This is a genomic window from Caproicibacter fermentans, from assembly GCF_009746625.1.
GTDB classification, from domain to species: Bacteria; Bacillota; Clostridia; order Oscillospirales; family Acutalibacteraceae; genus Caproicibacter; species Caproicibacter fermentans.
Genome location: NZ_VWXL01000014.1, coordinates 210,683 through 225,660, shown reverse-complemented (window position 1 = coordinate 225,660; position 14,978 = coordinate 210,683). Strand labels below are relative to the sequence as shown.

The 14,978-nt window shown below is 55.4% G+C and carries 17 protein-coding genes; 15 read left to right on the top strand and 2 right to left on the bottom strand.

Translation table 11 applies throughout. The features are described 5' to 3' along the window. Positions 1 to 90 precede the first annotated feature (90 nt). From CAFE_RS02980 to CAFE_RS02935, 10 genes are all read left to right on the top strand, one after another. A complete protein-coding gene (locus tag CAFE_RS02980) occupies positions 91 to 1,083 on the top strand; it encodes a LacI family DNA-binding transcriptional regulator (protein WP_187037516.1) in 993 nt (330 codons plus the stop codon). Positions 1,084 to 1,099: 16 nt separating this feature from the next. Then, positions 1,100 to 2,269 carry a phosphopentomutase gene (locus CAFE_RS02975; RefSeq protein WP_156989733.1) on the top strand — a complete coding sequence of 390 codons (1,170 nt, stop codon included), beginning with the start codon at positions 1,100 to 1,102 and terminating at the stop codon, positions 2,267 to 2,269. 59 nt (positions 2,270 to 2,328) lie between these two features. Continuing rightward, positions 2,329 to 3,039 carry a purine-nucleoside phosphorylase gene (gene deoD, locus CAFE_RS02970; protein ID WP_156989732.1) on the top strand — a complete coding sequence of 237 codons (711 nt, stop codon included), beginning with the start codon at positions 2,329 to 2,331 and terminating at the stop codon, positions 3,037 to 3,039. A gap of 140 nt (positions 3,040 to 3,179) precedes the next feature. Beyond that, entirely contained in the window at positions 3,180 to 4,274 is a 1,095-nt protein-coding gene (locus CAFE_RS02965) for a BMP family ABC transporter substrate-binding protein (RefSeq protein ID WP_066649502.1), read from the top strand. 97 nt (positions 4,275 to 4,371) lie between these two features. After that, positions 4,372 to 5,922 (top strand): ABC transporter ATP-binding protein, encoded by a 1,551-nt coding sequence (locus CAFE_RS02960; protein ID WP_156989731.1) that lies wholly within the window; start codon positions 4,372 to 4,374, stop codon positions 5,920 to 5,922. Beyond that, a complete protein-coding gene (locus tag CAFE_RS02955; protein WP_156989730.1) occupies positions 5,897 to 7,024 on the top strand; it encodes an ABC transporter permease in 1,128 nt (375 codons plus the stop codon). The genes CAFE_RS02960 and CAFE_RS02955 overlap by 26 nt, the downstream gene beginning before the upstream one ends. Continuing rightward, entirely contained in the window at positions 7,014 to 7,940 is a 927-nt protein-coding gene (locus tag CAFE_RS02950) for an ABC transporter permease (protein ID WP_066649511.1), read from the top strand. The genes CAFE_RS02955 and CAFE_RS02950 overlap by 11 nt, the downstream gene beginning before the upstream one ends. 16 nt (positions 7,941 to 7,956) lie before the next feature. Then, positions 7,957 to 8,622: a deoxyribose-phosphate aldolase gene (gene deoC / locus CAFE_RS02945; RefSeq protein WP_066649514.1), complete on the top strand. Its 666-nt coding sequence runs from the start codon at positions 7,957 to 7,959 to the stop codon at positions 8,620 to 8,622. Between the two features lie 123 nt (positions 8,623 to 8,745). Next, positions 8,746 to 9,177: a cytidine deaminase gene (locus CAFE_RS02940; RefSeq protein WP_066649517.1), complete on the top strand. Its 432-nt coding sequence runs from the start codon at positions 8,746 to 8,748 to the stop codon at positions 9,175 to 9,177. Positions 9,178 to 9,179: 2 nt separating this feature from the next. Beyond that, the gene (locus tag CAFE_RS02935) at positions 9,180 to 10,508 is read left to right on the top strand and encodes a pyrimidine-nucleoside phosphorylase (protein WP_156989807.1); all 1,329 of its coding nucleotides are present in this window, start codon (positions 9,180 to 9,182) and stop codon (positions 10,506 to 10,508) included. Positions 10,509 to 10,581: 73 nt separating this feature from the next. Here the strand turns inward: CAFE_RS02935 and CAFE_RS02930 are convergent, their stop codons facing one another. Then, a complete protein-coding gene (locus CAFE_RS02930; RefSeq protein WP_066649523.1) occupies positions 10,582 to 10,869 on the bottom strand; it encodes a hypothetical protein in 288 nt (95 codons plus the stop codon). 18 nt (positions 10,870 to 10,887) lie between these two features. Then, positions 10,888 to 11,598 carry a hypothetical protein gene (locus CAFE_RS02925; RefSeq protein ID WP_156989729.1) on the bottom strand — a complete coding sequence of 237 codons (711 nt, stop codon included), beginning with the start codon at positions 11,596 to 11,598 and terminating at the stop codon, positions 10,888 to 10,890. A 654-nt stretch (positions 11,599 to 12,252) separates the two neighbouring features. On the opposite strand from CAFE_RS02925, the gene CAFE_RS02920 reads away from it, so the two are divergent. The 5 genes from CAFE_RS02920 to CAFE_RS02900 all read left to right on the top strand — a co-directional run bounded on the left by CAFE_RS02920 (position 12,253) and on the right by CAFE_RS02900 (position 14,745). Then, on the top strand, positions 12,253 to 12,768 hold the full coding sequence (locus CAFE_RS02920; RefSeq protein WP_156989728.1) for an RNA polymerase sigma factor: 516 nt from the start codon (positions 12,253 to 12,255) through the stop codon (positions 12,766 to 12,768). Next, a complete protein-coding gene (locus CAFE_RS02915; protein WP_066649533.1) occupies positions 12,765 to 13,217 on the top strand; it encodes an anti-sigma factor family protein in 453 nt (150 codons plus the stop codon). The genes CAFE_RS02920 and CAFE_RS02915 overlap by 4 nt, the downstream gene beginning before the upstream one ends. Continuing rightward, positions 13,198 to 13,722 (top strand): hypothetical protein, encoded by a 525-nt coding sequence (locus CAFE_RS02910; RefSeq protein WP_066649534.1) that lies wholly within the window; start codon positions 13,198 to 13,200, stop codon positions 13,720 to 13,722. Before CAFE_RS02915 ends, CAFE_RS02910 begins: the two co-directional genes overlap by 20 nt. Next, positions 13,715 to 14,017, top strand: coding sequence for a LiaF transmembrane domain-containing protein (locus CAFE_RS02905; protein WP_066649536.1), 303 nt, complete (start codon positions 13,715 to 13,717; stop codon positions 14,015 to 14,017). Before CAFE_RS02910 ends, CAFE_RS02905 begins: the two co-directional genes overlap by 8 nt. Before the next feature lie 230 nt (positions 14,018 to 14,247). Then, positions 14,248 to 14,745, top strand: a complete 498-nt coding sequence (locus CAFE_RS02900; RefSeq protein ID WP_066649538.1) for a phosphatase PAP2 family protein — start codon at positions 14,248 to 14,250, stop codon at positions 14,743 to 14,745. Positions 14,746 to 14,978: the final 233 nt, after the last annotated feature.

Genomic DNA, 14,978 nt, shown 5'->3' with positions numbered 1-14,978 from the left:
ACAAAATTCATAAAAATATTGACAAGGCCTTTTCAATGCTGTACAATATGTTCATGAAACCGATTTCAAACAGCAAACAAGAAAGTCCTGGTGGTTTTTTTGGCCCATATCAGTGACGTCGCCAGATTAGCTGGAGTTTCCTCGGCCACCGTATCGCGCGTGATCAACGGGACGGCGAAGGTTTCCGAAGAAAAAGCGCGGCGAGTGCGGAAAGCTATTGCTGAAACGGGTTTCAATCCAAATGAGATTGCCCGTTCCCTCTATAAAAAGTCCTCCCGCATGATCGGGTATATCGTCCCGAGCATTCTCAACATCTTCCTCAGTGAAATCGGCCGCGCGATTGAAGATGAGGCCTTCCGCAACGGTTACAAGGTCATCCTCTGCAACACCGACCAGAATCCGGAAAAGGAAGCCGCTTATATTAAAATGCTGTCCTCCATGAACGCCGACGGAATCATCATCACGGCAAACAACGAGCATCTTGACGAGGAACTGGAATCCTGCCGTCTGCCGATCGTGGTTCTGGATAAGAGCGCCGGGGCGCGCTACAGCGCCTCCGTTCAATCGGACAGCTACGAAGGCGGAAAAATCGCCACCGAACACCTGATTCGCTGCGGATGCCGAAAAATCGTCCTGATGCGCGGCCCTCAGCAGTATTCCAGCAGCCAGCAGCGGTTTCTCGGGTATGTGGACGCCTGCAACGAACACGGCATCCAGCCGCTTTTCGTTGAAAGCGGATTCGACTACCGGGAGGGTCGGGACGGCGCGCGGGAGCTGTTCCGGCGTTTTCCGGACGCGGAGGGAATCCTCGCCGTCAGCGATATGGCCGCGCTGTCTCTTTACCGGCTTTTGCACGAACAGGGCCGCAGCGTGCCGGACGACGTCATGATCGTCGGCTACGACGGGGTGGAGCTCAGCGAACTGATGACGCCCGCGCTGACCACCGTGGCGCAGCCGATCGAGGCAATCGGGCGCCGGGCGGTCGGACTGATCCTGGAACAGGTGGAAAAGGGGAAAATCGAACAGCGGGAAATCATTTTCCCCGTTACGCTGAAACTACGTGAGACAACCAAACAAATCTGATAAAAGGAAGCGGATTATGGGAAAACGAATCTTTTTAATCGTACTGGACAGCGTCGGCATCGGGGCCGAGCCGGACGCGGCGGAATACGGCGACGAGGGCAGCAACACGCTTGCCGCCTGCGCCACCAGTGAAAACTTCTCCATGCCGAATATGCAAAAGCTGGGGCTTTTCAATCTCGACGGCGTAACCTGCCGCCCCGGCGAGCCGGAGCCTCAGGCCGCGTTCGCCCGCCTGCGGGAAGTATCGAAGGGAAAGGATACGACCATCGGGCATTGGGAAATCGCGGGAATCAACTCCCCGAAGCCGCTGCCGACTTACCCGAATGGTTTCCCGCCGGAGGTGATTCGGGAATTTGAGGAAAAAACCGGCCGCCGCGTTCTTTGCAACAAACCATATTCCGGAACCGACGTTATCCGCGACTACGGAAAAGAGCATGTGGAAACCGGCGCACTGATCGTTTACACCTCGGCGGACAGCGTGTTCCAGATTGCGGCGCACGAATCGGTCGTTCCGCTTGAGGAGCTGTACCGCGACTGCCGCATCGCCCGTGAAATCCTCACGGGAAAGCACGGGGTCGGCCGCGTGATTGCCCGGCCGTTTGTAGGAGAATCCCCCGATTTCACGCGAACCTCGAACCGGCACGATTTTTCGATTCAGCCGCCGAAGGTCACCATGCTCGACCAGCTCTCGGAAAACGGGCTCAGCGTCATCGCGGTCGGCAAAATCAACGATATTTTTGCCGGGAAGGGTATCGGCGAGGCGATTCATACAAAAGATAACCCGGACGGCATTGAGCGGACCATCGAGCTGACCGGTCGTGATTTTGAGGGTCTGTGCTTTGTCAATCTGGTGGATTTCGACATGCTGTACGGTCACCGCAACGACGTGGAAGGCTATGCGAAGGCTCTGTCGTATTTCGACCGGAAGCTGCCTGAAATCATCCAAGGGCTTCGCCCGGACGATCTTCTGATGATTACCGCGGACCACGGCTGCGACCCGATTACCCCTAGCACCGACCACTCGCGGGAATACATTCCCTGGGTTGTTTACGGGAATGCGGTTGACCGGGGGGCGAATCTGGGGACGCTGCCGACTTTTGCGGACATCGGCGCGACCATTCTCGACTATTTCGGAATTGCTCCTAAGATCACGGGCCGTTCCAGACTGGATCAAATCATAAAATAACCTGCTCTTCACCGCATTTACTTTTGGGGCATATGCTCCGCGAAAACAGGAGGTAAACAATGCCAAACGTACCGACGCCGCACAACGGCGCAAAAGACGGGGAAATCGCAAAAACGGTTTTGATGCCCGGGGACCCTCTCCGCGCGAAGTACATCGCGGAAAAATACCTGAAAAACGCAGTCTGCTTTAACACCGTGCGCAACATGCTCGGGTTCACCGGAACTTATCAGGGCAGGCCGGTTTCCGTCATGGGCGGCGGAATGGGGATGCCGTCCGTCGGAATCTACACCTATGAGCTTTTCAACTTCTACGGGGTCGACAACATTATCCGCGTCGGTTCCGCCGGAGGAATCGCGGACGGGGTCCACGTTAAGGACGTCGTTGCTGCGGTCGGGGCCTGCACCGATTCCAATTATGCCGCCCAGTACCGTCTGCCGGGCACGTTCGCGCCCACCGCGGATTATGGTCTTTTGTCCCGCGCGGTTGAAAACGCGAAGAAACTCGGCATTTCCGCAAAGGTGGGGAACGTGCTTTCCAGCGACGCTTTTTACAGCGATCAGGAAGACGCTCTGAAATTATGGAGAAAAATGGGCGTTCTCGCGGTCGAAATGGAAGCCGCCGCCCTTTATATGAACGCGGCGAGAGCGGGAAAGCACGCGCTTTGCCTTCTTACCATCTCCGACTGCCCGTTTACCGGCGAATCCCTGTCCGCAGCGGAGCGCGAAACAGGGTTTACCAAGATGATGGAGCTGGCTCTTTCTCTGGCTTAATTTCTAATGTTTTTTACAGTTTTTTTTCTAAATAATTAAGGATTTTCCGATGGAATCAGTCAAAGTCTTGTTTTATGCAGATAAAAAGTGTAATATCACTAATTGTGGTATTTCATATCAAAACTTTAGGAGGAAATCAAATGAAAAAGTTGGCAGCGTTCCTGCTCGCAGCTCTCATGGCTGTCTCCGCTACGGCCTGCAGCTCGGGGGCGGCATCGTCCAGTGAAGCGTCCAGCGAAGCATCCGGTCAGGCGGCGTCCGCAGCGGGTAGCTCATCCGCGGCCGCGACAAACTACAAGGTTCTGATGGTAACGGACACCGGCGGGGTCAACGACCAGTCCTTCAACCAGCTTTCGTGGAAAGGCCTGCAGCAGCTTGAGAAGGATGTGCCCGGCGCAAAGGCCAATTATTCCGAATCCAAACAGGAATCCGACTACGCCACCAACCTTGACAAAGCGGCCGACGACGGCAACCAGCTGATCTGGGGCGTCGGTTATGCGATGGCGGGAGCGCTGCAGAACGCGGCGCAGCAGAATCCCGACATCGGCTACGCCATTATCGACAACGCCTATGAAACCGTGCCGAGCAATGTCACCTGCGTGGTATTCCGTGCTCAGGAGCCTTCCTTCCTGGTTGGCTACATCGCGGGCAAAACCACAAAGACCAACAAGGTCGGCTTTGTCGGCGGACAGAAAAGCGACGTCATCGATCAGTTTGAGTACGGTTACAAAGCCGGTGTTGCTTATGCAGCAAAGGAACTGAATAAAAATATCGATGTGGTTTCTCAGTACGCCGAAAGCTTCGTTGATTCCGCAAAGGGCAAGGCGATCGCGAAATCCATGTACTCCGGCGGGTGCGACATTGTCTTCCACGCGGCGGGCGGCGTAGGCGTAGGTGTCATCGAGGCGGCGAAGGAAGCAAACAAATACGCGATCGGCGTCGATATGGACCAAGCTTTTCTGGCGCCCGACAACGTTCTGACTTCCGCCCTGAAGCGTGTTGACAAGGCGGTCGAGCAGGTTTCCAAGGATGCGATCGACGGCAAGGAAATCGGCGGTAAAACCTACAGCCTGGGCCTGACGGAAGACGGCGTCGGCATTCCGGAAGAGCATAAACTGATGGGCGACGACACTTATAACGCGGCAATGGCTCTGGAGCAGAAGATCAAGGATAAAGAGATCGTTCCTCCGGCCAGCAAAGACGACTACGACGCGTTTGTTAAAACACTGAAATAATTTCACAAACCCGGTTATCCTTTCCTTTTGGGCGGGGCGTTCCTTTGGGCGCCCCGTTCCTTGTGGGAGGAAGAATGGAAGGCAAGGGGGATCTGCCATGGAAGTCAGCACGGAATACGCGGTGCAGATGCACGGTATCACCAAACTGTTCGGCTCCTTTTGTGCCCTTGATCATGTGGATTTGGACGTAAAAAAAGGTTCCATCCACGCTGTTTTGGGGGAAAACGGCGCCGGAAAAAGCACGCTGATGAACATCCTGTACGGCCTGTACCAGGCCGACTCGGGCGAAATCTATATCAATGGCAAAAAAGCAGAGATTAAAAATCCAAATACTGCAATCGGGCATGGAATCGGCATGGTACACCAGCACTTTATGCTGGTCGACAATTTCACCGTAACACAGAATATTATCCTCGGTAACGAGGTTACCGGCAAATTCGGAATCATAGATACGAAAAAGGCGCGCGAAGAGATCATCGGAATCGTAAAAAAATACGGTCTGGAGGTTGACCCGGACGCCAAAATCGAAGATATTTCCGTCGGAATGCAGCAGCGCGTCGAAATTCTGAAGGCACTCTACCGCGGGGCGGACCTTCTCATCCTGGACGAACCGACCGCGGTGCTGACGCCGCAGGAGATCGAGGAACTGATCGAAATTATGCGCAGTCTGATCAGCGGCGGGAAAACCATCATCATCATTACGCACAAGCTCAAGGAAATCAAGGCTTCCTCGGACGTATGCACCATCATCCGGCGCGGGCATTCTATCGACACGGTACCGGTCGCGGATGTGGATGAGGAACAGCTGGCTACCATGATGGTCGGGCACGCGGTGAAGCTGGTCGTCGAGAAAGCGCCGGCAAAACCGGGCGACGTGATCTTTGAAATCGAAAACCTGACCGTCAAAAACGAACGCGGGCTGGAAGCTGTTCGGAATCTTTCCCTGAAAATCCGGCGCGGCGAAATTCTGGGGATCGCAGGCATCGACGGCAACGGCCAGAAAGAACTGGTGGAGGCGATCACATGCCTGACGCGCGCGCAGAGCGGCACGATCAAGATCAACGGCGTTGAAATCCAGAACACCACGCCGCGCAACGTGATCGACCACAAGGTCTCCACCATCCACGAGGACCGGCAGAGACGCGGGCTGGTGCTCCCCTTTACGGTCGCGGAAAACGCGGTGATCGAAAAATACCGAACCCCCGAATTCACCCGCCGCGGAATGATCGACCGCTCCAGAATGACCGGTTTTGCCCGGAGGCTGATCGAGGATTACGACATTCGGCCCGCCGGCTGTGAAAGCCAGCCGGTGCGCGGGCTTTCCGGAGGCAACCAGCAAAAGGTCATCATCGCGCGCGAAATTTCGAACGAACCGGAGCTTCTCATCGCGGTGCAGCCGACGCGCGGACTTGACGTCGGCGCGGTCGAATACGTGCATAAGATGCTGGTTCGCGAACGCGACGCAGGCAGGGCCGTTCTGCTGATTTCGCTGGAACTGGACGAAATCATGAACGTCGCCGACACGATCGGCGTGATTTACGCGGGAAGCATCGTCGCTTCGTTCCCGCAGGGAAAAGTTGACGAAAATACCATCGGACTTTTAATGGCGGGAGGCAGGCTGAATGAAACTGGCAGCGAAAGTACTTAAAAAACCGATCGCCTCGACTCTGATTGCCGTTTTATTCGGGTTTATCGTTGCCGCGGTCGTGCTTGTCGCCGCAGGCTATAATCCCGGGCAATCCTTCGGCGCTCTGTTTCACGGAATCTTTGCAAAGCCCAAATACATTTCCAATGTCATCATCAAGGCGACGCCGATCATTCTGACCGGTCTGAGCGTTGCCTTCGCGTTCCAGACCGGCCTGTTCAACATCGGGGCGGAAGGTCAGTACATCGCGGGAGCCGTGGCGGCTGTTTTGGTCGGGGTCAAGCTGGACCTCCCCCCCGTTCTTCAGATCCCGGTGGTTGTCATGGCGGGCGTGCTGGGCGGCACGCTGTTCGGCTGGATCGTGGGGTACCTGAAGGCGAGATTCGGCATTCATGAGGTTATCACCAGCATCATGCTGAACTGGATCGGGCTGTATCTGTCCAATTTTGTCGTTGCTTCCGGCACTTACCACATGCCGAATTCCACCAGCACCTATCCGGTCAATCCCTCCAGCTACACCATGCTTCTGCCCAACTGGAAAACCTCCAAGGCGGGGATGGCGGCGTTAAAGCCGCACCAGTGGCTGTACGAGGTCATGCTGAAAACCGACGTGAATTTCGGGTTTCTCGTTGCGGTGCTGATGGCCGCGATTATCTGGTACCTGCTGTACCGCTCGGCAAAGGGCTATGAGCTGCGCGCCGTCGGATTTAACCGTGACGCCGCGGAATTCGCGGGCATCAATGTGAACAAAAACATCACCGACGCGATGGTCATCGCGGGCGCCCTGGCCGGCCTGGCGGGAGCCCTTGCCATCACCGGAACCGCGCCGCATAAAATCTCCACTCTGGCGGCATTTGAAAACAACGGCTTCAACGGCCTGTCCGTAGCGCTGATCGCGGGCTCATCCCCCATCGGCTGTATTTTCGCCGGGCTGCTGTTCGGCGGACTGCTCTACGGCGGGCAAAGCGTCCAGCAGGATGTCGGCGCCCCAACCGAAATCATCAATATCATGATCGGCACGATCGTATTTTTCGTCGCGCTGACAAAGATCGTTCCCGTGCTTGCGGAAAAGCTGGAAAAGAGAGGTGCCGGCCATGTTCAGTAAGCTTCTTTTACTCATCGGTATCACCATGATGTACTCCACCCCGCTGGTTTTCGGCGCGCTGGGCGGCGTTGTATCGGAACGCTCGGGCGTCGTCAACATCGGGATTGAGGGCATGATGACCATGGGCGCGTTTACCGGCGCCTCCGTCAGCTACTTTACCGGCAACCCGTGGCTGGGCTTCCTTGCGGCGGGCGTCGCCGGGGGGCTTGTCGCCCTGCTGCACGCGATCGCCTCGGTGACCTTCAACGCGGACCAGACAATCTCCGGCATCGCGATCAATCTGATTGGCCCGGGCTTCGCGCTGTTCTTCTGCCGTCTTCTGTTCAAGGACGCCACCATGACCCCGCCGGTTGCCACGCTGCCCAGACTGTTCGGGGAAGACGCCTTCGCCGGAACCCCGGCGGCAAACCTGAACGTCGACGTGACGGTGGTGCTCGGCCTGATTGCCACGGTGTTTATCTGGTTTATCCTGTATAAAACCAAATGGGGCCTGCGCATCCGCTCCGTCGGCGAGCACCCCGCGGCCTCCGACACGCTCGGCATCAACGTCGGCCGCACGCGTTATTCCTGCGTTCTGGCCTCCGGCGTGCTTTCCGGATTCGGCGGCGCTTCGATGACGCTCGCGATCATCTCCCAGTTCAACCCGACCGCGATCAGCGGCCAGGGATTCATCGCACTGGCCGCCGTTATTTTCGGCAAATGGACTCCTTACGGGGCCTACGGGGCCTGCCTGCTGTTCGGTCTGGCGCAGGCTTTGACCGTGGTTCTCGGCGGCAGCGACAGCGGGGTGTCGATTCCGAGTCAGATTCTTGCCATGCTGCCCTATTTTCTCACCATCGTGGTGCTGATTCTGTTCGTCGGCCGCTCCGTCGCGCCGAAAGCGGACGGCCTGCCCTATGAAAAGGGAGAGAGATAAAAACGGGAGGATAACAATGGATCTTCAGAAAATACTGAGCGCCGTGGACCACACCCTGCTGACCCAGACCGCGACGTGGGACGAAATCCGGGTCATCTGTGACGACGCCGTCAAATATCGGACCGCCTCCGTCTGCATCCCCGCGTCTTATGTCAAACGCGCAAAAGAATACCTTGGGGACAAAATGGCCGTCTGCACGGTCATCGGATTCCCGAACGGGTACTCGACCTCCGCCGTCAAAGCATTCGAGGCAAAGAACGCCATCCAAAACGGCGCGGATGAAATCGATATGGTCATCAACATCGGCTGGATCAAAGACGGATTGTATGAGCAAGAGCTCGATGAAATCCGGAAGCTCAAGGAGGTCTGCGGCGAGCGGATTCTCAAGGTGATCGTCGAGACCTGCCTGCTGACCCGGGAGGAAAAAATCCGCATGTGTGAAATCGTGACCGAGTCCGGCGCGGATTTCATCAAGACTTCCACTGGATTTTCCACGGCCGGCGCGACGTTTGAGGACGTCGCCCTGTTCCGCGGGCACGTCGGCCCGAACGTCAGGATCAAGGCGGCCGGCGGCATCAAAACGCTGGACGACGCGGAGCGTTTTCTTTCCCTGGGCGCTTCCCGCCTGGGAACCAGCCGCATCATCAAGCTTTTGAAAAACGAGGAAGCTCACGGTTATTGACCGTATAAAAAACCGCAAACCGCTCACAGGACATGTCTGCGGTTTCAACCGGGCGGGCGGGTCTTCCCGCCGCCCGGATTTTTTTGGCACGGGGCGCTTTCGCTCCGTGGGGAAGGAGTTTTTATGGACGAAAAAGAACTGGTCGCGGCAGCAATCGAAGCGCGTAAAATGGCTTATACGCCGTATTCCGGCTTTCAGGTCGGCGCGGCGCTTCTGACGAAAAGCGGAAGAGTCTATCAGGGGTGCAATATCGAAAACGCCGCGTACACCCCCTCCAACTGCGCGGAACGGACCGCGTTTTTCAAAGCGGTGAGCGAGGGCGAGCGCGAGTTCGCAGCCATTGCGATTGTCGGCGGAAAAGCGGGACAGGGCCTTACCGATTTCTGTCCCCCCTGCGGCGTCTGCCGTCAGGTCATGATGGAATTCTGCGACCCGGACGAATTTAAAGTCGTCCTCGCAAAATCGCCGGAAGAAAGAAAAACACTTTCCCTGCGCGAGCTGCTTCCGCTTGGATTCAGCGGCAGGAATCTGGAAGAAGGGGGAAAATCCCAGTGAGAATGTACGATATTATCTCGAAAAAACGCGGCGGCGGAGAACTGTCGCAGGAGGAAATTCAGTTTTTCATCGACGGGTACGTCGGGGGTGATATTCCGGACTATCAGGCCTCCGCGCTGATGATGGCGATTTATTTTCAGGGCATGACGGAGCGGGAAACGGCGAACCTGACCATGAGCATGGCGCGTTCCGGCGAAATGGTAGACCTCTCCTCCATCGACGGGGTCAAGGTGGACAAGCACAGCACGGGCGGGGTCGGAGACAAAACGACCCTGATCATCGCTCCGATGGTGGCTTCGCTCGGGGTCCGCGTCGCAAAAATGAGCGGACGCGGCCTGGGGCACACCGGCGGCACGGTGGACAAAATGGAGTCCATCCCCGGCATGAAAACCGCCCTGGACCGCGAGACCTTCTTCGATATCGTGCGAAAAGTCGGCGTCAGCGTCATCGGGCAGTCGGGGAATCTGGTCCCGGCGGACAAAAAGCTGTACGCGCTGCGGGATGTGACCGCGACCATCGAGAGCATTCCGCTGATTGCATCGAGCATCATGAGCAAAAAAATCGCGGCGGGCTCCGACTGCATCCTGTTGGACGTAAAAACCGGCAGCGGCGCGTTCATGAAAACGGTTGACGACTCCGTGCGCCTCGCGGAAGCGATGGTTTCCATCGGCGAGCACGTCGGCCGCCGAACCGTCGCGCTGATTACGGATATGGACCGCCCGCTCGGCAACGCGATCGGCAACAGCCTGGAAATCTGCGAGGTTTGCGAGACGCTGAGGGGACGCGGCCCGAAGGACCTGACCGCCATCTGCGTCGAACTCGCGGCGAACATGCTGTATCTGGCCGGGCACGGCAGCGTCGAGGAGTGCCGCGGCCTTGCGAAGGGGCAAATCGAAAACGGCGGGGCGTTCCAAAAGCTGCGCGAAATGGTCGCGGCTCAGGGCGGGGACGTTTCCGTACTGGACGACAATTCAAAGTTTACACAGGCGGCTGTCCGGCGCGAAATTCCCGCGCGGAAGGACGGGTTTCTCCACGCGATGAACACGGAGGAATGCGGCATCGCTTCCGTCGAGCTCGGCGCGGGGCGGGAAAAGAAAGAGGACCCCATCGATTTCAGCGCCGGAATCGTGCTGCATAAAAAGGTCGGCGACCGGGTAGCCGCCGGCGAATCGCTCGCGACTTTTTTCACGTCTTCGCAGGAAAAATGCAACGAGGCCGAAAAACTGTTCCGGACCGCCGTGCAGATCAGCGCGGAGCCGCCCGCGGAAATTCCGCTGGTGCACGCCCGCGTGACAAAAGACGGAGTGGAGTATTCCGTACCCAAGGGTTAATCCGCTTTCAAAAATCAAAAAGCCGCCGCAAGTCAGACTTTGCGGCGGCTTTTCTTTGGAACAGCGGAAAAGTTCATTTCTGCTGTTCTTCCTGAAAGCTCTGGCAAACCGACAGCAGCCGGTAAAGAACGTCACAGCCATGCCAGACGAGGAAAAAGCCGATGATGGCCCAAACGACTACCCGTATTCTGTAATAAAGAGCGCGCGCGTACGCGATCAGCCGTGCAAAATCCTGGTTCCCCTGAACCATGCCGCTCCAATTCGCATTGACTGCGGCACCAAGCAAAAAGAATATCAGTCCCGCGCACAGCCAAACCATGATTCTGGTTGAAAGCGTTTTATTGGAAAGTTTTCCAAGCAACTTTGCATCCCCCTTTCTTTAAGCCTGATTGGACGGGCTTAGATCGTTCCAGCTCCAGCGAAAGCGCTCGTTTCTCACCAGATACCGATACTTCGTCCCCGCATCGGTACCGGCGGAAATCTGACTGTAATTTTCGCCGAACACAGGCACTGTATTATCCGCTTCAAAGCTCACAACACCGTTAAAATCCATTTCCGGCCCGTCCTTCCCGTTGGTCAGCTCTCCGGCACCGGTAAAACGGCTGCCGGCTGCGTTTCCACCCATGGAAAGATAGGGCGCCGCAATTTCCACAATCTTTTGTACCCTGCCGTCTTTGTCCGCAAGCGCATGGACATAAGCCTGAAAATCAAGCGCGAACTTGTAGTCCAGCAGAATTTTTTCCTCAACAAAATAGTATTTGCTGTTCCATGAATCATTTGACTCTGCATCCGATTCGGACATGTCCTGTGTCTGCGGGAGATTTTTCCCGTCAATCCATAAATGGATCCGCTGTGTATTCGCTCCGTAGCTTCCGCCGCGATACGCGTCTTTCATCGCGGCATAATCTTCCCGCGTACATTCCTGAACCTTGTACGGGCGATTGCTCCCATATTCCGCTTCACCGGCCGAATAATCAATTTTACCCCAGCTTTTCATATTCGCGCAGGTAACGGAAAGATAGACGGCAAACCCAACCATCACAAGGAGAAAGACGCTCATGGATAAATCATGTGAAAAGTATTTTTTCATCTTCTCCCTCCTTCCCGATTATTTTTACTTATTATAAAATTAGCAGCCATTCTTGTCAAATAATTCCTATCAACAGACTTAGGAAAAAGTAAAGTCGAATCAATTATGTATTTTTATATTGCAATATAACTATTTGTATCAAAATTCTCCCTTGAAACTTGAATGCTAAGAATAATAAGGACCGCGGGAACGGAGAGGATGGTGGTGCATCCGGCCCGCTCGCGGCCCGCAGGGCACAAAAAAACGCCGTACACGGATTTTTCATCCATATACAACGTTGCCGAATGCACGCGCAATCCCCCGATTCCCCCCCTGTACAAAAGGACAAAACAGAGTTATAATAGTGGACGCAGTGTGCTGATGATTCAGTTGCGTATGGAGGTCTGTTCTCCGTATGCAGGGGGTCGGTGCTGGTTACACCTTCCCCTGCACTGCACTTTTTGTGCCTTACAGGTAAATTATACCCCTTTTTGCCGTGAAGTCAAGAAAAAATCCCTGATTTTTCCTTTTTGCTGTAAAATCAACGGGCTTTGAGGACAGGGCCGGACGTATTTGCGTTCGGCTTTTTTCTTTCGGATAAAAATTCAAAAAGATTGTGCTGATTGAAGTGTTTTCTGCCGAAGACTCGTTTATAATGATGGCAGACAAAAAAGGATGGTGATGCGTATTAATGTGCGACAATTTGAATGCGCCATAGTACAGTATCAGTCTCTTATTTTTACCATCTGCCTGACCATGACCAAAAATTATTTCGATGCCGAAGATCTGGCGCAGGAAACCTTTTTATCCGCGTACCGGAACTGGAACCGATTCGACGGAGAGAATCCCAAAGCATGGCTGACCGCCATCGCCGTGAACAAATGCAGGGACTTTCTGAAAAGCCCGGCCAGAAAAAGCCTGCCGCTTCCCGAAGAGGACGCCGCCCTGCTCCGCGATCCGGGCGGCCTGCCGGAGGAACAGGCGGAAGACCGGATGTCGAAGGAACATATCCGCGGACTGTGCGGCCGCCTGAAGGAACCGTACCGCAGTGTGGCGGAAAGTTATTTTTGCGACGAGAAGAAGCTTTCAGAGCTGGCACGGGAAAGCGGTCAAAACATAAGGACTTTGGAAACGCGGCTGTACCGCGCGAAAAAACTGCTGAAAGCCCTGTGGGAGGAGGAACAACAATGAACGGACTTTTTTTGCCCGACGGTCACGTGGAAAACCAGGTTCTTCTGGATTTTTCCGAAGGAAAGCTGGGGCCGGAAGAAATGCTTGGGGTCGCGGAGCACCTTGGCTCCTGCGAAATCTGCGCCGAACGCCTTGCGGAAGCGTTCGATTCCGGTAAGCCCTCGGCCCCGCCTGCCGGGTTTGCGGAAGAGGTCCGCCGCCGCCTTCCCCAAAGGGAAACGGGCGCGGAGCTGTTCCTGTACTCCGCCCGGGTAGTCCTCGCGGCCTGCGCGGCGCTGTTCCTCGTTTTTTCCGGCACGCTCAGAACGCTTGCCGGAACGCAGAATTCCTATCTGGATATTACGGCGCCGGGATTCAGCGCTGTGGAACAAATCAGCTCACGTCTGAACGGTTTTTCACAACAAATTCTTCACTGGGAGGTCTTTCAACATGCCGAAAAAAAGAAGTAAGGGACTGACCGTACTATTCGCGATTCTGCCCGGCGCGGGGCATATGTTTCTGGGTTTCATGAAACGGGGGCTTTCCCTGATGTCCATGTTTTTTCTCATTATTTTCCTGTCCTCCTGGCTCGGCATCGGGCCGCTGCTCTATCTTCTTCCCGTGCTGTGGTTCTACTCCTTTTTTGACTGCATCAACCTTGCCTGGGCGGATGATCAGGAATTCGGCGCGGCGCAAGACCGGTACCTTTTCCATTTGGACGGACTTTCGGAGCTGAACAAAAAGTTCTCCGGCAAAGGGGGACTTTACGCCGGGATCGCGCTCATCTTTTTCGGGATTTACCTGATCGGTTTAAAGCTGCTTTCGCAGTTCCGGTTCGGGCTTCTGCCGCTGGCGGCAAGATATTTTCAGGCGCTGCTTTCCGTATTCCCGCAGGTATTTCTGGGCGTTGTGATTATCCTGATCGGCATCCGGCTGATCAAGGGAAAAAAGGAGGAGCTGGATCACCGTGATTAAAAACAGAAGAGTCGGCACCCTGACCGCCGGCGTCTCAATGGTCGTTTTCGGGGTTCTGTTCCTGCTCAGGCTGGCGGTCCCCGCGGTGACAATCCGCCTGATCACTTCGCTCTGGCCCCTGATCCTCGTGTTTCTCGGCATCGAAACCCTGCTGGCCTACGCCACGAACCGGGAAGAAAAAATGCGGTATGACGCGGGCTCCGTCTTCATTATCATGGTTCTGGCTTTCTTTACCGTTTTTATGGCGGCGGCACAGCTCGCGGCGGAAAATTGCAATTACCTGCGCTGGCCGTAACTTCCATCGGGCCATGCGCCTTCGTCGGAACTCAACTGAAAAAGCCCCGCCTGCAAAATCTGCAAACAGGACTTTTACGAAGATTGCCGCTTTTTTCTCCCTGCCGCGGCGTGATATGCTAAACATGAGACTGATCATCGTAAGCCACTGCTTACCTGCAGCCGATATCAAGCTTCTTGACACCGCTGCCTTTAGACCTGATAGGATGAATGCGTTGACGGAGGACGAGAATGGACACAAAAGTAATTGAATACGTTCAGCTCCACTGCCACAACCGGATCACTGATTTCATTTTCCCCCTGATTTCCAGAATCGGCAACGCCGGGGCGGTCTGGCTGATTTACGCCGCAGTTTGGATGTTAGAGGGAAAAAGCAGAAGATTTGTCTACATTCTGATTTTTTCGCTCGCGCTCTCTCACCTGACCGGCCAGCTTCTGAAATTGCTGGTCGGGCGGCCCAGACCTTTCGCCGCCGATCATGATTCCTCCCTGCTGATCAAAGCCCCGGGCGGCTACTCGTTCCCCTCCGGGCACTCCTCCTCTTCTTTTGCGGCAGCCACCGTCTTTTTCCTGCTGAACAGCCCGCTCTGCGCGGCCGCGATCATTCTTGCCTTTTTGATTGCTTTTTCGCGCATTTTCCTAAACGTTCATTATCCGTCCGACACGCTGGCCGGCTCCCTGCTCGGCGTGCTCTGCGCAATCCTGGTCTCATCCGCATACGGTCTGTAAAAATGATCAACAGGAGGAATCCGAATTGTTGAAATACGATTCTACGATCAGCAAAGCCGGCGCCCTCACTCGGCGCCGGCTTTGTCTTTGTCTCCGCATTGGTTACGGCTGCATGATGCGGGAGAGATCTCCGCAGCCGTAACCCGCAAACGAGTATTATTTCGGCAAGCAAAATATGCCACAAGCCGCCCCATAATTTTTTCTCTATTCGTTGTAATTCCAACGGAAATTTA